This window comes from Neorhizobium petrolearium, from assembly GCF_017873175.1.
Classification (GTDB): domain Bacteria; phylum Pseudomonadota; class Alphaproteobacteria; order Rhizobiales; family Rhizobiaceae; genus Neorhizobium; species Neorhizobium petrolearium.
On record NZ_JAGGJW010000001.1, the window covers coordinates 382,608 to 401,258 of the forward strand.

Genomic DNA, 18,651 nt, shown 5'->3' on the forward strand with positions numbered 1-18,651 from the left:
AATGGTCCTTGCGGGCATACGGTCTCTGTTGGCGACTACGCTCGTTTTCGGGGCCGCCTTTGCATGTCCGGCATCCGCCCAGGATCATGGCGAGCTTGCGCCCTACGTCATGCTTCGCTCGCTGCAATTCGTGCAGGATTCCGTCGTGCTCGGTGATCACTCGGCCTCGGAGATGCAGCGTTTCATGCTGGAGAAGGTCGACCAAAGGTTTAGGGCGGCAAATCCGTCGATCTTTGAGGATCCGCGCAATGTCGACGCCGCGTTGATCTATGCCATGAGCGGCGGCAATCCCGCCACGCTCGAATTCCTCGCCTCGCGCGACATTGCCGGAAATTTCGACAGCCGCATTGCCGATGCGCTCAGGAAATATCTGAGCGGCAAGGGCACCCTGGTTGCAAAAAGTCTGGGTGAAATGGCCAAGGAATACCGAGACGAGAAGATCGGCCCCTATCTCTCGCTGGTCAGTGGCAATGTGATGGTGGCGACGGATCCGAAGGATGCGCTGGTCTTTTACGATTGGGCGCGGCTGACGGCGCCTGGTACCATCATCGAGGAAGCCGCATTGCGTCGTTCGGTTGCGATCACCGTGGATGCCGACATGGTCGAGCAGGCGCTTTCTTACGCGCGCAAATATGCCCGACGCTTCATACATTCGCCTTATGCCAGCCAGTTTGCCGATTTCTTCGTGCAGCTTGTCGTGGGGCATTTCGGCGAGATTACGGAAGAGGATATCGACGGAGCACTCGAATTCATGGACGTCGACCGCCGCCGCGAGGTCTTCCTCCGTGTTGCACGTGCAGCCGCCATCGCCGGCAAGAATGACCTTGCTCGTCTGGCCTCTGCAAAAGTGGAAGTGCTTTCCGGGAATCCGACGCCTGAAGCACTTGCGCGGCTCTATGGCGGCCTTGCCGATATTCCGACGAATGACATTCGAGCAGCCATGCAGGCGATATCCGATATCCCCGAAGAGACGCTTTCGCCGCGCGATCGGGCCTTGCGTGAGGCGGCAAAAGTTGTGGCGGAGCAAGTCGTTGGCTGGCCGACAGCCGAAAGCCTCGCACAAGAAAAGCCAATCAATATGACTAATACAGAAGACGCAAAATCCCCAGTCGCGTCGCCCAGAAATGAGATCGCTGGGCCTGCTGCCACCACGGAAGATCCGACGGCCGGCGCAGCTGCCAAATTCGATCCGGCCTTCCAGACATATGTCGATAGTGGTCGTTCGAAATTGAATGCTATCGATGAAATGCTGAAGGAGGAGAATCCGTCCAAATGATTACAGACATTCTGGGTGGTAAGGCCGATGCGGCTTCGTCCGCAAAACAGGCGATCGCGGGTCGTAAGGATACCGACGCATCTTCGAACAGCTTCTCTGACGCTCTTTCGGGTCTTGATCGCGATCTGCCCCCGCAGCAATCGGATGACGATGCCCTGGAGAATGAGAGCACGCCATCCTCTCTTGGGGATCGGATGGCTGCCGAGGTGAAATCCGCCACGTCAAAACCGATCATTGACATTAGGCCGGAATCCCTTCGTCGCCCTCCGGACGAATTGAAGAATAATGTTGAATTTCCGGGGCAGGAACGACCGGGGAAAGCCGAAGAACGGCAGATGACGCCGGCTGAAAAGAAACTTCGTGACGCTCTTGCGGCTGCAAAGGCCTTGGCGCGCAAATCCGACGAACTTCATGAGAAGGGCGCCACGGAGAAGCGCGTGGCTGCCGATAAGATCGACCCGCCAGACGAGGACGCAACTCTGGATACGTCCATGCTTGACGCGGACGATGCCAAGATCGCCGAGGTGTTCTCGCTCCTGATCGGCAGCGAGGCCAAGTCCGGCGAACTGAACGCTATGATGCCGAAGAACATTGCAGGCGCGCAGGTGAAGCGCGCCAAGGATGGAGATGCCCGGTCCAACGATGTGGACGCCCTTGCCGTCAATGATCCAAAGCGTTTCAAATTGACCGGAGCGGGAGAAGATCAGTTGCCGTCGGCGCCTGGCGGCCCGGATGGGGGTGCGGAGGAGACCAGCCTGTTTCGCTTCAGCAATGCGCGGGGTGAAGGTCAGAAGGTCGATATGGCAGTCAGTAAAGGCCGAGACGAGAATTCCACGGTGGAATTCCGATCGCCTTCGAGTGGTGCAGCCGAAAATGTTGCAGTCCTCGACTCGCGTCGGTTCCTCGGGCTTGCTCCCAATTCCAACGGGGCCAACCTGACTGCGATGCTGACGGGTGATCCGGAATGGACCGCCGCTGCGCATCCGAGTTCAGCCCTTTCGAATGCGGCCGCGCAAAGCAGCACCGGCACCGTCGTGAACATGCTCAAGCTGCAGATGAATCCGCACGAGCTCGGCATGGTGACGGCCACATTGCGTCTGCATGGCGATGAACTGAACGTCCATCTCACCGTCGAAACGCGTGCCGCCTACAGACAGCTCAGCGAGGACAGCGGCGGAATTCTGGATGCGCTCCGTGCCCAGGGCTTTGCCGTGGATCGGGTGACGATCAGCATTGCGCCAATGCCGACGTCAGCTTCGGATGCGGCAGGTGGTCAGCAGGGCCAGGCCGGTCAGACGGGGCAACAGGCAATGGCAGAGGGCGGAAGGCACGGGCATGAGGCTGGCCGCGGTCAAGAGCGTGCAACTGCGGGGCAAACGAGGAATTCGAATGAAGCGGTATCGGAGAACACCCAGCTTTCGGGTTCTGGTAACGCTCGCCCTGGTCAGCTTTACCTCTGATGCATATGGCGGTTCGCTGTTCAGTTCCGGTGGATGGGGAGGGCCTGACCAAGCCGTGGCGAAGCCGGCTTCCGCACCTGCCGCGGTTCGATCTGCATCTGCAGCCACGTCGCCGTTGCCTGTGCCCGTCAATCCGGGTGTCTGCGAGCGCGAGATTCAGAGTGCGGCGGCCAAATACGGCATACCGGAAGGTATCCTCTATTCCGTCGGCCTGACGGAAACTGGCCGAAAGGGGAGCCTTAGCCCCTATGCAATGAACATCGAAGGGAAGGCCTATTTCCTGCCGTCAGCTGAGGTGGCCATGACGAAATTCCACGACGCGAAGCGGCAGGGCGCAAAGCTGATCGACATGGGCTGCATGCAGATCAATCATTATTTTCACGGGGAGAATTTCGCGTCACCGGAGGATATGTTCGATCCGCGCCGCAACGTGGAATATGCAGCGAAATTCCTTCGCAACCTTCATGACAGGCATGAAACCTGGACGATGGCGGTGGCACGATACCACGCGGGACCCAATAACGACCCCGCTCAGAAGAGATATGTCTGTCGTGTCATCAGCAATCTTGTCGCAACGGGCTACGGAAAATGGACGCCGACGGCTTCCGGATTTTGCGGCGGATAAGCAATCCTGGATTGAATTCATAAATCAAAGAATCGCAAAATTGCAGCGCTGCCACATATGTGGCAAATGTGGCAGCGCAAGTCTTCTTTTACGATGCGTTAATTTTTCCACTGGAGAATTGTGCCTGATTGAGTGCGGCATACTATATCTAGTGCAAATCAGGGAGCATGTGTTAATCAACTATTAATTTGTTTGGTTAATTTCACGTAGCTTGCCACCGATTCCGCCGATTCGTACCCATAGGCCTATCGAAACACCACAACTGATTCGGAGGCGGACGAATGATCGTAGTGGTTGATGAGCGCGAGCTCGTGAAAGATGGGTACACCTCTCTCTTCGGGCGGGAAGGAATTCCTTCCACGGGGTTTGATCCAAAAGAATTCGGCGAATGGGTGAATACGGCGGCGGACATGGATATCGCCGCGGTGGAAGCCTTCCTGATCGGTCAGGGCGATTGCGCGCTCGAACTGCCGCGGGCGATCCGGGACCGTTCCATGGCGCCGGTGATCGCAGTCAGCGACCAGCCCTCCCTGGAGGCTACGCTGGCCTTTTTCGACAGCGGCGTCGATGATGTCGTACGCAAACCTGTCCACCCCCGCGAGATCCTGGCGCGTGCCGCCGCGATCCGTCGCCGGTTGAAAGCGATCTCGAATTACACCGACATCGGTTCGATTCGCGTCTTCTCCGATGGCCGGGATCCGGAGATCGACGGCGACGTTTTCCCGTTGCCGCGCCGCGAGCGTCGCATTCTCGAATATTTGGTCGCCAACCGCGGCCGGCGTGTCTCGAAGACTCAGATTTTCAACGCGATCTACGGCATCTTCGACGAGGAAGTCGAAGAAAACGTTGTCGAAAGCCACATCAGCAAGCTGCGCAAGAAACTGCGCAAGAAGCTCGGCTTCGATCCTGTCGATTCCAAGCGTTTCCTTGGCTATTGCATCGACTGGAACTGATTTTCAGCAGGGCCTTGCCGCTTATTTTCGGCGGGTACGGGAAAGCAGACAGCTTCACGCAAGGCCCACCACCTACTCTCTCCATCAAGACACAACGGAGATTTCCTATGAGTATTTTCGGCACGATGAAAACGGCCGTCTCGGGTATGAATGCTCAGGCTAATCGTCTCGGCACCGTCGGCGACAACATCGCCAACTCGAGCACGGTCGGTTATAAGCGGGCATCGACAGCATTCTCTTCGCTGGTGCTTCCGTCCAGCCAGGGCTCCTACTCTTCGGGCGGTGTCGAAACCAACGTTCGCTACAGCATCTCCGAGCAGGGCGGCATCCAGTACACGACATCGAACACCGATCTTGCGATCCAGGGTGAAGGCTTCTTCATCGTCAGTGATGCGAACGGTTCGCCCTATCTCACGCGCGCCGGTGCCTTCCAGAAGGATCCTAACGGTTATCTCGTCAATACGGCCGGCTATCAGCTCATGGGCTATCCTTATGGCTCGAACCCGCCAGCCGCTGTCGTCAACGGCTTCAACGGTCTCGAGGCCATCAACATCAATGACTTCGGTCTGGTGTCTTCACCTTCGAGCCAGGGCAGCTTCCCTGCCAACCTGGACAAGGAAGCGGACGTGGTTGCGGCCGGTAGCCGCCCGAGCGACAACGTCGCGACCAGCACATACACGAATAAGAGCTCGCTGACTGGATACGACCATGCCGGTTCCAAGGTGCTTTACGATTTCTACTACACCAAGACCGGGACGAATACTTGGGAGGTCAGCGTCTACCGTCAGGATCAGTCCACAAACGGTGGGTTCCCTTACGCTGCAACGGCACCGGCTACCCTCGTCCAGCAAACGGTGACGTTGACCTTCGATCCCAACACCAACAAGCTGGCGTCGGGTTCTCCGACGGACATTGTAATCACCGATCCGAACGACGGTGCAACGCCCGCGCAGACGATCACGATTGACCTTTCCGACATGACACAGTTCGCAAGCGACTTCACGCCGGGCAAGGGCATCATCGACGGCAACGCGCCAAGCCCGATCACCGATGTTGAAATCGGCGGCGATGGTGTCGTCACTGCAGTCTATCAGGATGGCGGGCGCCGCGCGATCTATCAGCTCGCACTGGCAACGGTGCCGGCGATCGACAAGCTGCTGCCGCGGAACGGCAACGTTTATCTGCCGACCAATGATTCCGGCGTCGTCACCATCGGTTTCCCGCAGAGCGGCTCTTTTGGTGAGATCTATTCCAGCGCGCTGGAGACCTCCAACGTCGATATCGCCAACGAGCTGACCGAGATGATCGAATCCCAGCGCGTCTATACCGCAAATTCCAAGGTCTTTCAGACCGGCTCAGACTTGATGGACGTCCTCATCAACCTGAAGAGGTAAGCGGACAGGACAGTCGAGAGAATAAATCTCAAGAGGCTAGTAAAGAATGTCGCTTTCGTCAGCATTGTCCACGGCTCAATCCATTTTCAACAACTCCGGCACGCAATCGGCCGTGGTTTCGAAGAACATCGCCAACGCACAGAACCCGGATTATGTCCGTCGTTCTGCAGTGGTGGTGACCGGTGGAAACGGGGCGATGATCGGCGATATCGTCCGCTCTCAGAATGCGCCGCTCCTGCGTCAGACGATTGAAAGCTCGTCGGTTGCAAGCGGCCAGCGGACGCTCCTGGATGGCCTCGAAGAGATCAAGAACCTGATGGGAGGGAACTCCAACGAGCTGTCTCCCGCCAAGCTGATTACGGCCTTCCGCAACAATCTGGATGCATTTGCCTCAACCGCCAACGATACCGGCCTGGGCATTTCCGTCATCTCCAGTGCGCAAGACCTAGCGACGGGCCTGAATACGGCTGCCGACAAACTCCAGCAGATCCGCAAGGATGCTGACGACCAGATCAAGCAGGATGTCGATAACCTGAACTCGCTGCTTTCCAAACTGGAAAGCGTCAACAATCAGGTCAAGAATGCAGCGGCAAGCGGCGCCGACGCCAATGACGCGCTCGACGAGCGCGAAGCTCTCGTAAAGCAGATTTCCGAAATCGTCGGCGTAACGTCTTATATTCGCGAAAACAACGACCTGGTGCTTTATACCTCCGACGGGGTGACGCTGTTCGAGACCGTTCCCCGCAAGGTGACGTTCCAGCCGACGGCTGCTTTCGACGCGTCGACCAACGGCAATGGTGTTTACATTGATGGCGTGGCTCTCAAAGCCGGTGAGGCCGCCAACACGAGCGCCAAAGGTTCGATCCAGGCGTTGCTGCAGCTTCGCGACACAGTCGCGCCGACCTTCCAGAGCCAACTCGACGAGATTGCCCGCGGTCTCATCACGGCTTTTGCGGAAACAGGGCCAACCGGTGCTCTAGCGCCGATGACCGGTCTTTTTGCGTATAAGGATAGCTCCGGCGTCCAGCAGACGGCAATTCCTGCTTCTGGCGCGGTCGTGCCCGGCCTTGCCTCGCGGATCTTCGTCAATCCGGTGGTGGTTCCCCCGGCGGGTACGCCTGACAAGCTGCGCGATGGCGGCATCAACGGAGCCGCCTACGTCGTCAACACAGGCGGCAGCAGCTATGGTGATCTGCTCGACAAGTATAATGAAAATCTCGAAGCTCCGATGACCTTCGACCCATTGACGGAAATCGCCGACGCTCCGGACCTTCTATCTTTTGCATCCGATTCCATGGGTTGGCTGGAACAGCTTCGCAGTACGGCGACTGCGGCCGACGAGTCGAAAACGGCCATGCTGACCCGAACCCTTGATGCCTATTCCAGCAACACCGGCGTCAGTCTCGACGAAGAATTGTCGCTGCTTCTCGATATAGAGCAATCGTATAAGGCCGGTACCAAGCTGATGGCGACGGTCGATGAGATGATGCAGGCCCTATTGGATATTGCGAGCTGATCATGAAGACCTCTTTCATTTCCACATTGTCCGTCCAGACCACGATGCGAAATTCGATCGCCGGCGTGCAGCGCGAAATGGTGAAGGCCAATCAGGAGGCCGTGACCATGAAGCACGCGGACCTCGGTGTTACCTTGGGCGCCAGCACATCGCGCGCGCTCGACCTTTCGCGCGAAATCAGCCGTATCGAATCTTTGCTCAATACCGCCTCGCTTGCGACCACACGATTGGAAAGCGCGGAACTCTCGCTCGACAACATGAACAAGCTCGGTCTTGATATTCAGAGCGCAATTCTGACGCTGGGCAGTTCGACCGACGAGACGAGCCTTGCGACGGCACGCCAGACAATGTCTGCCTCGCTTGCCGCCTTCACGGATTTCGCAAATACTTCCGTCAAGGGCGAATATATCTTTGCCGGCATCAATACCGACGTGAAGCCGATGGAGGATTACTTTGCACCGGGATCACCGGCGAAGGCGGCCTTCGACACCGAACTCAATTATTACATGTCGTCGCAGGTTCCGCCCATCCCGAGCCTGTCGGCGATGACGGAAGATCAGATGAACGACTTCCTCGATGACCTCGAGGCGAAGTTTAACGGGACGGCTCCCCTCACGAATCCGCCGCATCCGGCAGCGTTGGCGGGCCAGGATCTCTGGACAACCTTCTTCTCCAGCGCAAGCGACGAGAACATGAAGAGCCGTATCAGCCCGACCGAGGTCATCGACAGCTCGACGAATGCCAACAGCGCCGGCATGCGCAATTTCGCGTTCGCATCGATCGTCTCGATGGAGCTCCTGCAGACGAGCGTAAGCCAGGAAGCCCGTGAAGCCGTAAGCTCGCGGACCAACGCTGTCATCAACAAGGCGATGAACGGCGTAGACAGCATCAATCAGCAGCGGACGACGATTGGTATCTCCACCGAAAGGGTTTCCAAGGTTGAGGAAAGGTTGCAGGCGCAAGAAGATATTCTGACGAAAAGTCTGGGATACATGGAGAATGTCGATCCGGAGGAGGCCGCTACTCGTCTCAATACGATGAAGACACTTCTCGAAACTGCATATACAGTGACGGCTAAAATACAGCAGCTGAGCCTCGCCAACTTCCTTTGATGACTAAAAGGAAGGTCGTGAAGATGAAGGATACATGAATGTACCAGTTTTCATACGCCGAGATCATGGAGGATGGCGTCGCGGACGCCAAGGATCGCGAGCGGCAGGCCCTTGATCGTTCCATCGAGCTTCTGATCGCGGCTCGCGATGAAGGAAGTTATTCGCGCGCCGCGATCGAGGCTCTGTTTTATACCCGTCGTGTCTGGATCCGGTTCATCGAAGACTTGAGGCAACCCGATAACGAGTTGGCTACTGAATTGCGGGCGGATCTGATCTCCATTGCCATCTGGATCTTGAAGGAATGCGAGAAGATCAGAAAACGCGAATCAGCCAATTTCCAGGGCGTTATAGACGTGACCACCATCATCAGGGATGGACTTAAATGAAAAGTACGCTTCGCATCTCCTTGAAATCCGGCGAGCGGATCTTCATCAACGGCGCCGTGTTGCGCGTTGATCGCAAGGTCGCGCTGGAATTCCTCAACGACGTCACATTCCTTTTGGAAAACCATGTTCTTCAGCCGGAAGATGCGACCACACCGCTTCGTCAGCTCTACTTCATCGCTCAGATGATGCTTATCAACCCGGACGGCCGGGAACAGTCGATGACGTTGTTCCGCAAGTCTGTCGCCATGCTGCTCACCTGCTTCAATGACGATGAGGTTCTGGCGGAATTGAAGCGGATTGACGGAATGGTTGCTTCTGGTCGGGCCTTCGATGCACTCAAGGCGATCCGAGCGCTTTATCCGGTGGAAGACCGCATTCTCAATAACCAGGAAATTGCGCCCGCGACCGTCGAGCGCATCCGCAGGGAGATCGCGCCATGGCGGTAGATCCGGTTACATCGGCAGCGGCCAACCCCTGGGCGAATGCCGGTGCATCGAGCGATGCGGCGAATAACGCCAGTCTCAACTACAATAACTTCCTGCAGCTTCTCATAGCGCAGATGAAGTACCAGGATCCGACCGATCCCATGGATGCGAGCGAGCAGATCTCTCAGCTCGCGACGTTCTCGCAGGTCGAGCAGTCGATCCAGACGAACACGCATCTGAAGAGCATGTTGCAGGCAGAGGCGTTGACGCGTGCGAGTGATCTGATCGGCAAATATGTCAAGAGCGCCGACGATACGCTCACCGGCAAGGTCAAGGAAGTCGAGGTCTATTCCGACGGCGTCGTCGCCATCACGGAAGACGACAACAAGATTCTGCTGCAGGCCGGCGTCGTATTCTCGGATGAGCCGTTCCCGGCCGGGGATGGCTCGACTGATACCGACGACGGCGCTACAGATACCTGATCGAAATAGCTGCGAATCAGGATAAGCGCGATGAATGAGGCCGATGCCCTGGACATCATGCAGGCGGCGATCTGGACAGTCCTGGTTGCCTCAGGTCCTGCGGTCATCGTCGCCATGATCGTGGGCGTTACCATCGCCTTTCTCCAGGCGCTGACGCAAATTCAGGAAATGACGCTGACTTTCGTGCCGAAGATCGTCGCGATCATGATTACGATCGGCGTGACGGCGCCTTTTATCGGCGGTCAGATCAATCTTTTCGCCAATCTGGTATTTTCGCGGGTGCAGTCGGGTTTTTGACCGGTTGCCCGGCCCTTTTGCTTTTCCCGCCCCACCTTCGCGCAAGCTTCACCCGTTAGTCAGGATGTGAACTGGTAGGAGAATGTCCTGCCGCCATCTCATGAAGAGACGGGAAATCCATGGCGCAACCACCTGCATTATCCATACCGAAGGTAGCTCCGAGCGGCCGGGACATCGGCTTTGCTCTCGGCATCGTCGCCATCCTCTGCATCCTTTTCCTGCCGATACCGCCTTTCCTCATCGATATCGGCCTTGCCTTCTCAATCGCATTTTCGGTGCTGATCCTGATGGTGGCACTGTGGATTCAGCGCCCGCTCGATTTTTCGTCGTTTCCGACTGTTTTGCTGATCGCGACCATGGTGCGCTTGTCGCTCAACATCGCAACGACGCGCGTGATCCTCTCGCGTGGCCACGAAGGCCACGGCGCCGCGGGCAACGTGATCCAGGGATTTTCCGGCCTGGTCATGTCCGGCGACTTCGTGATCGGCGTGATTGTCTTCATGATCCTCGTCACGGTGAATTTCATCGTCATCACAAAGGGCGCGACGCGTATCGCGGAAGTCGGCGCCCGCTTCACCCTCGATGCCATCCCCGGCAAGCAGATGTCGATCGACGCGGACCTGTCGGCAGGCATTATCGACGAGAAGGAGGCCCAGCGCCGCCGCTCCGAGCTTGAAGAGGAAAGCTCCTTCTTCGGGGCGATGGACGGTGCGTCGAAATTCGTTCGCGGTGACGCGATTGCAGGTCTCATCATCACCGCTATCAATGTTTTCGGTGGCATCATCATCGGTTACTTCCGCCACGGCTTGCCGATCGGCGAGGCGGCGGATGTTTTCGTCAAGCTTTCCGTCGGCGATGGCATCGTCTCACAGATTCCCGCACTTATCGTCTCACTCGCGGCCGGCCTCCTTGTGACCCGCGGCGGCACGGCCGGGTCCACCGACAAGGCTGTCGTCGACCAATTGAGCGGCTATCCGCGCGCCCTTTCCATGTCCGCTGCGTTGATGGGCCTGCTTGCTATCGTGCCTGGACTGCCCCTCTTGCCTTTCGTTGCCCTGGGTGGGGTTCTGGGTTTCGGTGCCTGGCTGGTGCCGCGCCGCGTCGAGGCGGAGAACAAGGCCCGCCGGGAAGACGAGGAAAAGAAGGTCGTCCAGAGCAAGGAAGCCGAGAAGGAATCGGTCAAATCGGTCCTCAAGACCGCAGAAATCGAGCTTGCGCTCGGCAAGCAGGTCTCGACACGACTGCTCGGCCAGCACCAGGAACTTGCTTTCCGCGTCGGCAAGATGCGCAAGAAGTTTGCGACCCAGTACGGCTTTGTCGTGCCGGAAATCAAGGTCTGCGACGACATCGCCATCCCTGAAAAGTCCTACCAGATCCGGATCCATGGCACGACGATCGCTTCCAACGTATTGCGCGTCGGCGATGTACTTGTCGTGACCGGGTCTGGCCGTAAGCCGAGCATTCCCGGCGACGAAATCCGCGAACCCGCCTTTGGGATGCCCGCGGTGTCGATCCTTGAAACTTTCGCGGAAGACCTGAAGCGCGAGGGGTTCCATCCCATCGACAACGTTTCGGTTGTCCTGACCCATCTCTCGGAAGTCATCCGCAACAACCTGCCGCAGCTTCTCTCCTATAAGGACGTCAAGATCCTGATTGACCGTCTTGATCCGGAATACAAGAAGCTTGCTGACGAAATCTGCTCATCGCACATGTCCTATTCCGGTCTGCAGGCGGTGCTGAAACTGTTGCTGGCCGAACGCGTCTCGATCCGCAACCTGCATCTCATCCTGGAAGCGGTGGCGGAACTGGCGCCGCATGTCCGCAAGACGGAACAGATCGTCGAGCATGTGCGCGTGCGCATGGCGCAGCAGCTCTGCGGTGACCTTGCCGACAACGGCGTGCTGCGCGTGCTGCGCCTCGGTAACAAGTGGGACATGCTTTTCCATCAGGCTCTCAAGCGAGATGCCAAGGGAGAAGTGGTCGAATTCGACATCGATCCGCGCACGCTTGAGGAATTCAGTGAGCAGGCGACCAAAGTTATCCGTGAATTCATGGATCGGGGTCTGCCCTTCGTGCTTGTCACGTCCCCGGAAACACGCTCCTATGTTCGCATGATCATCGAACGACTCTTCGCAACATTGCCGGTTCTGTCGCATGTGGAACTGGCGAAAGGCCTCGAGATCAAGATTCTGGGTGCGATCTCGTGACCGCTGGCCTCTGGGGCCTAAGGGACTTTTTATGATTACCGACCCGCAGGGGACCATTCTCGCACTCTTCCTTGCGTTTTGCCGCATGGGCGGGTGCATCATGGTCCTGCCGGGCTTTGGAAGTGCTCGCGTTCCGGCACAGGTCAGGCTCTTCCTGGCCGTCGCTCTTTCCATGGCAATACTGCCGGTTCTCTGGGATATGATCTATCCGAAGGCGTCTTCACCGGATGCCACCTATATCGGCCTGATCTTTACCGAAGCCTTGATCGGCATTGGCTATGGCCTGATCGCTCGGCTCTACACCCTCAGCATGCAGTTCGCCGGCGCGATTCTGACCATGTCGATCGGGTTTACTGCGCCAGGCGGCCAGGACATTCTGGAAGATGCTTCGGAAAACCAGTTGACCAACCTGCTGACGTTGAGCGGTCTGCTGCTTTTGTTCATGATGGATTTTCATCACATCGTTTTCCGTGCCCTCGTCGATTCCTACGCGGCAACGCCTGTGGGGGCTGTGATCGATTCACAGAGGATTCTGATTACGTTGACGGATACGTTGCGTGCCTCGACCATGATCATGCTGCGGCTGGCAAGCCCGTTCCTGATCTACGGTCTGATGTTCAACGTCGCAATCGGTTTCATCAACAAGCTCGCACCCCAGATTCCAGTTTATTTTATTTCCACGCCCTTTCTGCTGATGGGTGGGCTTTTCCTTCTTTACCTCTCGATCGCCGCCTTCGTTCGCCTCTACGTGGATGGCTTCGTGCCGATCTTCACATCCTTCTAGGAGAGGCGAAAATGGCAGGTCCAGCAAAGAGGTCGGATAAGCTCAAGCGCCTGGTGGCGGTTCAACGGCATATGGAGAAGATGGCCGAAAACGAGCTTGCCGCGACGACCCGCCACCGGGCCGAAGTCAATCAGTCGATGGAGGACGTGATCGGGGCTATCGGCTCGATGGAACCCATCCATCGGCAATTCTCGCAGCATTATGCCGAGCGCTTCGGTCGCCTGACCATGAAGGAGCGTCAGCTTGCGGGCATCCAGCAACTTCAGGAGATGAAGGTTCTCAAGGAGCGTACCAAGGCCGATCGCTTGGAGGAGAACATGAAGGAAGCCCGCGATCACGAAGACCGCGAGGCCGCTGATGACGCCATAAGTGAGCTCATCGAGATCACCTTGGGCGTGCAGATGATCAAATAGACTCGCCAGCCTCCAGCAAGCTTCGGACGCCATAGTCCCCTCATTGCGCAGATCACCCGATGCGAATCGGATTTCCGATGGGATCATGTGCCGTTGCAAACTTGCTGCTGTGCCCTGCGCCTTTCCTGGATGCAGTTCACGGCATTCATTGAAAGGAACTGACGTGGCGATTTCACCTCCAAGCGATCTGGTTTTGGATGTCGTCCGTGCCGCCGACCCTGCCGCCGTACAAGAGGCGCAGGCGAAGCTGAAGGCGAGCAAGGCGGCTTTTGCTGCGACGAGTCTCGCGGAAGTCGGCAAGGGTTTCGGCGCCGCCATGAACATCATCGACACTCCGGCGACGAAAGCAGGTCTCGGCAACCCGGTCATGCCGAAAGAGGTCGCCGAAATGCCGGATGAATACCGCAAGTTTGAAGCTTCGGTGCTGCAGACTTTCGTGAATTCCATGCTTCCCAAGGAAACCGAGGAGGTTTACGGCAAGGGCTCGGCGGGTGAGTTCTGGAAGAGCATGATGGCCGAAAAGATTGCCGATGAGATGTCCGAGAAGGGTGGCATCGGCATCGCCGAGCAGATGTATTCACAGGCACTCGCACGGGCTGAACGGCACGGGACGGTCAACACCACCACCGACGAGAATGATCGCAGCCGCGCGATGAGCATGATTACCGATTTTGAACGTCAGGTTCTCGGCGTCGACAAGAGCAATGAGGCCTGACATGACTCAGACTGGGGCAGAAAATATGGAAGTCGTTTCGAATGATTATCGTATCAAGACCGTGCTCGGCCGGTTGGAGATGATAATCGACAATGAAAACCAGCGGATCGGCCGCGACCCGGAATTTGATCTGAAGGTCTCGAATGCCCACAAGAGCCGATGCCTCTATGAATTGACCATGCTCTTCCGCGGCACAGACCCCAGGGAAATCGCTGTCGGTTATGTCGACCAGATGCATGGCTTGAAGGACAAACTTGCCCTCAACGCTCGCCGGGTCGAGGCGCATCTGCATGCCGTGCGCGCGGTCGCTGATCTCCTGAAGAACGCTGCTCGCGATGCCGACGGTGATGGTACCTACACCCAGGAACAGTTCACCTACGGCGAGGTCTGATGATCAAGCTCCTTCTCACAGGTCTCTGGGTCTGCGTCGTAACGCTCGGAGCAGTATATTTCTCCGTGCAGATGTCTGCTGCGCCGACGCCGGTGGATGAGGAGGCCAAGAAGAAGGAGCTTCTCGAACTGGTACCTGGGGAATCGATCACCATTCCGGTGATTTCGGATGGCGCGATCACCGGCTATTTTCTGGGTCGCGTTTCCTTCATGATGGATAAGCAGAAGATCACGGGCGTCAAGCTCCCGATAACGGAAGTGACGACCGATGAGCTCTTCACCCTGCTGATCGGCAACAAGATGGTAGATCTCAGCAAGCCCGGCGCCTTCGATCTCGAAAAGTTCCGTTCCAGCATCAAGGATGGCATGAACAGGAAGCTCGGCGAGGGCCTCGTGGCAGAAGTGCTGGTCGAACAGCTCGATTATCTTTCGAAGGAGGATATTCGCAACAATGCTTCGCGCGGTAACAAGAATCCGAATCCGGGTCGGAAGATCGTCGAAGGCGTGAAAATCGAGGCGCCGCAGTCCTCAGGCCATTGATGCAGGCGATACCTGGTGGGGTCGCCTTATGGGTCCTGCTCGTTCATGAGCAGTCCCGGAAATGCACGGGTCACTCGAATTTTAACAATTGGTTTAAGTGGAATTTCAGCGCGCTCCCTTAGGGGTCGATGGGATTGTTTGTCCCTCATCGTGGAGCGCACCGATGAATGCATCGGGAGAATTTCTGGTATCCGCGTCATCTCGAACTTTGTTCGGACTGCGCACCTGCGACCTCGGGTGGAATGCGGCGCTCGGTCTCGCGGAGGGGCTGATTTCATTGCGCGGCAACCGCACGACGCTTGCATTTCTGGATGAGCGAACGGTTCTGCGTCAGGTTGTCGATGCCCTTTATCGGGATCAGCTGAGCCGTCGACTACTGTTGCCGGGCGGAAGCCGTATTTTCAGCCTGTTGGCAAATGCTCTGCAGGCAAAGCCCACGCCCGTCCGGTTCTCAGCGGGTACATTCGTCCCCGCGCTGCTGACGTTCCTGGAAAAGGGTTGCCGGATCGGTATCGCCGGTGAGGACATCGCCCGTATCGACGCTTTGCGGAGCCATTTTGCCCGCCATGCCCCTTGGCACGATATCGTGACGATCGCTCGCGACGATGAGATCGTGCAGCGTTGCGATCTCATCGTCGTCGACGCAACAAACCCTGCCGCGGAAAGGCGGATGGAGCGGCGTCTATCGTCGGTTCCCGCTGGTCTGGTCGTCATGGCGGCATCTGGCCTATCCGGCCTCATCGAAGACAGGCCGACTCGGGTCGAGGCGAAAGTTGGGTCGACGCCGGCCAAAGCGTCTTTCGCCTGACAAGTTAACCCTTTCTTTGCCATACAAATTTAGACTGCCTTAATCAAAGGCTGCCTGCGAGGATGCCGGCGGCATGGGTTTATGTGGTCATCCATGTATCAGTCGGCGAAAACCGTAGAAGACCGGAATCCGGAGATGTCGGCCATACCCGCCGACGTCCGGTCGATGCGTATCCCGATGCGCTTCACTTTCCTCAAGATCAGTGTCATCACATTGGCTGGTGCCGCCTTGGCGTTTCCCATGGCTGCATTGGTTCCGCAGAAGTTCGAAGCCGAAACCCGGCTGAAGATCGAAGCGGCAAGCGAAAGCGCGATCAACGATGCCGCCGCGGCGCTGCATTCGAAGCGGAGCCTCGACAATCTGATCCGCGCCCTCAACCTGGGAGGCGGCAGCGAATTCGCCGTCAATCGTTCGAGCCTCCTAAGTGTGGCCTCCGATATCGTCTCCGGCGAGGCAATGACGGTATCACAGGCCGAGAGCCGGCTGCGTGACCGGCTCTCGCAGGCGATTTTAACCAGCTACCATCGCCAGGCAGGCGAACTCACGATTTCCGTCACCGCCGCGGAAGCGGACCAGGCGGTGAAAATCGCCAACATGCTCGGTGACACGTTGAGTGACGAGATCGCCATTTCGGGGGGCGGCGCGTCTGAGCCGTTGGTGGAAAAGCTACGCCAGACGCTCGAGCGTGCCGAGGCATCGCTTTCCGGCTTCATCGCGAAAACGGACCAGCAAAAGCTTGCCCAAATTCGCCGGGCGGAAAGCGAAGAACAACAACTGATTGCGGAGATCTCTGGCGCAGAAGCTCAGCTTGCAGAGCTGAAGCAGAAGGCCATGCAGGCGTCCGAAATGAAATTCGACGATATTCTGAGCAAACCGTTGCCGGATAGCCTGGAATATACCGGCCTCGACTATCAGCGGCAGAGATATATCGAAGCAAAGCTCGCCGTCGATCGGCTTGCAGGCGATCTCGGCCCTCGCCACCCGCGCTTGCTCGCAGCCCGAGCGGCGCTCGAGGATGCGCGTTCCGGGATTCAGACGGCTCTGAAACAGCTTTCGACTTCACTTGGCCAGCAGGAGAAGGCGGCTGCCATACATCTGGCCGAACTCAAGGCGGCGAAATCGAAAAAGCCGGGTGACAAGGAGATCGTCGAGTCCGCCACGCGGCTCGCAGGTCTCGAAGCCGCGGTCGGTGAGGCGCGCAGGAACTATCTCGATGCGCTTCAGCGCGGCGAGACGCACCCGAAAACTGCGGCAGCGAGGGTTGAGGTTCTTGTTCCGGCAACGGTAGGGAAGGTGAAAGCGCGCGGCCTGTCGGTCGCTGAGATATCGGGTGCAGGTGCATTGGCCGGCTTCTGCCTCGGCTTGATGCTCGTCTTTTTTACGCGTCGCAAACCGGTCGAGGTTGCGGCAGATGATGCTGAAGCAGAATTTACAACTGAACCAGAGCTGACAGTTGAACCGGACTGGCGGGAGGACGTTCCCGAGCAGGAAAATGCTCTCAAAGAACTCCATGACCCGCCCTACGATGATCCTTTCCATGAGCCGCAACACTCTCGGCGCCTGCATTATCCGGCTCCCGCCAATGATCGCCCGCTCGTCGATCATATCCGCGACGTATTGATGGCTAACCGGAGGCTGGTGCAGGAGGCCGGCCTTCCGCCGCTGGTCTCGGCCATTACGTCCGCCCGCCTCGCGGAAGAATCGGGCCATGCGACGCCGCTTGTTTCTCAACAGGATATTCGCAGGGCTGAAGAGGTTCGTGAGCTGCGCCGTCACATGACCGAGCTACGAGAGCGTGTGCAGTTGCACTCGGCCCACCGGAACGCATCCGCAAGATAAGACCCCGCGACATCGAATCCTCTTGCATTTGCCGTCTGCGACCAGCATAGGCGTTGGCGTGCAAATTTAATACGTGCCCGTGTATACATTGGCAACGGTTCAAGCGGGAGGTGCGCGTGACTGTGGTGATTGATGGGAAAGAGGCGGCAGCGTCCGTCATTGCGGCCGTGACCGAAGCGGCTGCCTCGCTCGAAAGGGAAACAGGCGTCCAGCCGGGCTTGGCGGTCGTCATCGTCGGTAACGATCCGGCGAGCCATGCCTACGTCAATTCCAAGAGCAAGATGGCCAAGCAGTGCGGCTTCAACTCGATCCAGCACAGCTTGCCGGAAGAGACGAAGCAGGAAGAACTGGAAAAGCTTGTTGCCGAGCTTAACGCCGATCCGGCCATCCACGGTATCCTGGTTCAGCTCCCATTGCCGAAGCATCTGAATGCCGAGCCGGTGATCCTGTCCATCTCGCCGGAAAAGGATGTCGACGGCCTGCACGTCGTCAATGCCGGCAAGATTGCCACCGGCGATCTCGATACCGGTCTCATTTCCTGCACGCCGGCCGGTGCCATGTTGCTCGTCAACCGTATACATGGCCGTGACCTTTCAGGCCTCAATGCCGTCGTCATCGGCCGCTCCAATCTGTTTGGCAAGCCGATGGCGCTGCTGCTGCTCGCCGCCAATGCAACCGTCACCATGGCGCATTCGAAGACCAGGGATCTCGCCGCGATCTGCCGCAACGCGGATATCCTCGTCGCTGCGGTCGGACGTCCGCAGATGGTCAGGGCGGACTGGGTGAAACCTGGCGCAACGGTCATCGACGTCGGTATCAACCGCGTACCGGCTCCGGACAAGGGCGAGGGCAAGACCCGGCTTGTCGGTGACGTTGCTTATGCCGAAGCCGTTGAGATCGCTGGCGCGATTACGCCGGTTCCCGGTGGCGTCGGCCCTATGACTATCGCCATGCTGATGGCCAACACCGTAATCGCCGCCTATCGCGCCGCGGGAAAGCCGGCGCCGAAGTTTTAGGGTAGCATCGAGG

Annotated in this window: 20 protein-coding genes; all 20 read left to right on the forward strand. The window is 57.8% G+C overall.

Features of this window, described 5'->3' with window-relative positions; all coding sequences use genetic code 11:
• Position 1 precedes the first annotated feature (1 nt).
• Entirely contained in the window at positions 2-1,276 is a 1,275-nt protein-coding gene (motC, locus tag J2046_RS01990; RefSeq protein WP_210048753.1) for a chemotaxis protein MotC, read from the forward strand.
• Positions 1,273-2,736 carry a flagellar hook-length control protein FliK gene (gene fliK, locus J2046_RS01995; RefSeq protein ID WP_210048756.1) on the forward strand — a complete coding sequence of 488 codons (1,464 nt, stop codon included), beginning with the start codon at positions 1,273-1,275 and terminating at the stop codon, positions 2,734-2,736. The genes motC and fliK overlap by 4 nt, the downstream gene beginning before the upstream one ends.
• Positions 2,666-3,361, forward strand: coding sequence for a transglycosylase SLT domain-containing protein (locus J2046_RS02000; RefSeq protein ID WP_210048765.1), 696 nt, complete (start codon positions 2,666-2,668; stop codon positions 3,359-3,361). The genes fliK and J2046_RS02000 overlap by 71 nt, the downstream gene beginning before the upstream one ends.
• A 281-nt stretch (positions 3,362-3,642) precedes the next feature.
• A complete protein-coding gene (rem, locus tag J2046_RS02005) occupies positions 3,643-4,314 on the forward strand; it encodes a transcriptional activator Rem (RefSeq protein WP_210048767.1) in 672 nt (223 codons plus the stop codon).
• 107 nt (positions 4,315-4,421) lie between these two features.
• On the forward strand, positions 4,422-5,708 hold the full coding sequence (locus tag J2046_RS02010) for a flagellar hook protein FlgE (protein WP_210048775.1): 1,287 nt from the start codon (positions 4,422-4,424) through the stop codon (positions 5,706-5,708).
• 46 nt (positions 5,709-5,754) lie between these two features.
• On the forward strand, positions 5,755-7,224 hold the full coding sequence (flgK, locus tag J2046_RS02015) for a flagellar hook-associated protein FlgK (protein ID WP_210048777.1): 1,470 nt from the start codon (positions 5,755-5,757) through the stop codon (positions 7,222-7,224).
• Between the two features lie 2 nt (positions 7,225-7,226).
• Positions 7,227-8,336, forward strand: coding sequence for a flagellar hook-associated family protein (locus J2046_RS02020; RefSeq protein WP_210048779.1), 1,110 nt, complete (start codon positions 7,227-7,229; stop codon positions 8,334-8,336).
• Between the two features lie 38 nt (positions 8,337-8,374).
• On the forward strand, positions 8,375-8,722 hold the full coding sequence (flaF, locus tag J2046_RS02025) for a flagellar biosynthesis regulator FlaF (protein WP_210048781.1): 348 nt from the start codon (positions 8,375-8,377) through the stop codon (positions 8,720-8,722).
• Complete coding sequence (flbT, locus tag J2046_RS02030) at positions 8,719-9,168, forward strand: flagellar biosynthesis repressor FlbT (protein WP_210048783.1); 450 nt, start codon at positions 8,719-8,721, stop codon at positions 9,166-9,168. Before flaF ends, flbT begins: the two co-directional genes overlap by 4 nt.
• A complete protein-coding gene (gene flgD / locus J2046_RS02035) occupies positions 9,159-9,629 on the forward strand; it encodes a flagellar hook assembly protein FlgD (RefSeq protein WP_210048785.1) in 471 nt (156 codons plus the stop codon). The genes flbT and flgD overlap by 10 nt, the downstream gene beginning before the upstream one ends.
• A 30-nt stretch (positions 9,630-9,659) precedes the next feature.
• Complete coding sequence (gene fliQ / locus J2046_RS02040; protein WP_210048787.1) at positions 9,660-9,926, forward strand: flagellar biosynthesis protein FliQ; 267 nt, start codon at positions 9,660-9,662, stop codon at positions 9,924-9,926.
• Positions 9,927-10,045: 119 nt separating this feature from the next.
• Positions 10,046-12,133, forward strand: a complete 2,088-nt coding sequence (gene flhA, locus J2046_RS02045) for a flagellar biosynthesis protein FlhA (protein WP_210048796.1) — start codon at positions 10,046-10,048, stop codon at positions 12,131-12,133.
• A 31-nt stretch (positions 12,134-12,164) separates the two neighbouring features.
• Positions 12,165-12,917: a flagellar biosynthetic protein FliR gene (fliR, locus tag J2046_RS02050; protein WP_210048798.1), complete on the forward strand. Its 753-nt coding sequence runs from the start codon at positions 12,165-12,167 to the stop codon at positions 12,915-12,917.
• 11 nt (positions 12,918-12,928) lie between these two features.
• Positions 12,929-13,330, forward strand: coding sequence for a hypothetical protein (locus tag J2046_RS02055; RefSeq protein ID WP_210048800.1), 402 nt, complete (start codon positions 12,929-12,931; stop codon positions 13,328-13,330).
• Between the two features lie 163 nt (positions 13,331-13,493).
• Positions 13,494-14,045 carry a rod-binding protein gene (locus J2046_RS02060; protein ID WP_210048802.1) on the forward strand — a complete coding sequence of 184 codons (552 nt, stop codon included), beginning with the start codon at positions 13,494-13,496 and terminating at the stop codon, positions 14,043-14,045.
• Between the two features lie 25 nt (positions 14,046-14,070).
• On the forward strand, positions 14,071-14,436 hold the full coding sequence (locus tag J2046_RS02065) for a hypothetical protein (RefSeq protein WP_210049726.1): 366 nt from the start codon (positions 14,071-14,073) through the stop codon (positions 14,434-14,436).
• The gene (locus J2046_RS02070; protein WP_210048804.1) at positions 14,436-14,975 is read left to right on the forward strand and encodes a hypothetical protein; all 540 of its coding nucleotides are present in this window, start codon (positions 14,436-14,438) and stop codon (positions 14,973-14,975) included. Before J2046_RS02065 ends, J2046_RS02070 begins: the two co-directional genes overlap by 1 nt.
• Before the next feature lie 163 nt (positions 14,976-15,138).
• Positions 15,139-15,783, forward strand: a complete 645-nt coding sequence (locus tag J2046_RS02075; protein WP_210048806.1) for a hypothetical protein — start codon at positions 15,139-15,141, stop codon at positions 15,781-15,783.
• Positions 15,784-15,918: 135 nt separating this feature from the next.
• A complete protein-coding gene (locus J2046_RS02080) occupies positions 15,919-17,622 on the forward strand; it encodes a GumC domain-containing protein (protein WP_210048808.1) in 1,704 nt (567 codons plus the stop codon).
• Positions 17,623-17,738: 116 nt separating this feature from the next.
• Positions 17,739-18,638: a bifunctional methylenetetrahydrofolate dehydrogenase/methenyltetrahydrofolate cyclohydrolase FolD gene (gene folD, locus J2046_RS02085; RefSeq protein WP_210048810.1), complete on the forward strand. Its 900-nt coding sequence runs from the start codon at positions 17,739-17,741 to the stop codon at positions 18,636-18,638.
• Positions 18,639-18,651: the final 13 nt, after the last annotated feature.

Coding starts and splice junctions, on each gene's coding strand:
- J2046_RS02010 (WP_210048775.1), top strand. CDS start 4,422: ATGAGTATTTTCGGCACGATGAAAACGGCCGTCTCGGGTATGAATGCT.
- J2046_RS02075 (WP_210048806.1), top strand. CDS start 15,139: ATGAATGCATCGGGAGAATTTCTGGTATCCGCGTCATCTCGAACTTTG.
- J2046_RS02055 (WP_210048800.1), top strand. CDS start 12,929: ATGGCAGGTCCAGCAAAGAGGTCGGATAAGCTCAAGCGCCTGGTGGCG.
- J2046_RS02020 (WP_210048779.1), top strand. CDS start 7,227: ATGAAGACCTCTTTCATTTCCACATTGTCCGTCCAGACCACGATGCGA.
- rem (WP_210048767.1), top strand. CDS start 3,643: ATGATCGTAGTGGTTGATGAGCGCGAGCTCGTGAAAGATGGGTACACC.
- fliQ (WP_210048787.1), top strand. CDS start 9,660: ATGAATGAGGCCGATGCCCTGGACATCATGCAGGCGGCGATCTGGACA.
- flhA (WP_210048796.1), top strand. CDS start 10,046: ATGGCGCAACCACCTGCATTATCCATACCGAAGGTAGCTCCGAGCGGC.
- J2046_RS02080 (WP_210048808.1), top strand. CDS start 15,919: ATGTCGGCCATACCCGCCGACGTCCGGTCGATGCGTATCCCGATGCGC.
- flaF (WP_210048781.1), top strand. CDS start 8,375: ATGTACCAGTTTTCATACGCCGAGATCATGGAGGATGGCGTCGCGGAC.
- J2046_RS02000 (WP_210048765.1), top strand. CDS start 2,666: ATGAAGCGGTATCGGAGAACACCCAGCTTTCGGGTTCTGGTAACGCTC.
- fliR (WP_210048798.1), top strand. CDS start 12,165: ATGATTACCGACCCGCAGGGGACCATTCTCGCACTCTTCCTTGCGTTT.
- J2046_RS02070 (WP_210048804.1), top strand. CDS start 14,436: ATGATCAAGCTCCTTCTCACAGGTCTCTGGGTCTGCGTCGTAACGCTC.
- fliK (WP_210048756.1), top strand. CDS start 1,273: ATGATTACAGACATTCTGGGTGGTAAGGCCGATGCGGCTTCGTCCGCA.
- motC (WP_210048753.1), top strand. CDS start 2: ATGGTCCTTGCGGGCATACGGTCTCTGTTGGCGACTACGCTCGTTTTC.
- J2046_RS02065 (WP_210049726.1), top strand. CDS start 14,071: ATGGAAGTCGTTTCGAATGATTATCGTATCAAGACCGTGCTCGGCCGG.
- flgK (WP_210048777.1), top strand. CDS start 5,755: ATGTCGCTTTCGTCAGCATTGTCCACGGCTCAATCCATTTTCAACAAC.
- flbT (WP_210048783.1), top strand. CDS start 8,719: ATGAAAAGTACGCTTCGCATCTCCTTGAAATCCGGCGAGCGGATCTTC.
- flgD (WP_210048785.1), top strand. CDS start 9,159: ATGGCGGTAGATCCGGTTACATCGGCAGCGGCCAACCCCTGGGCGAAT.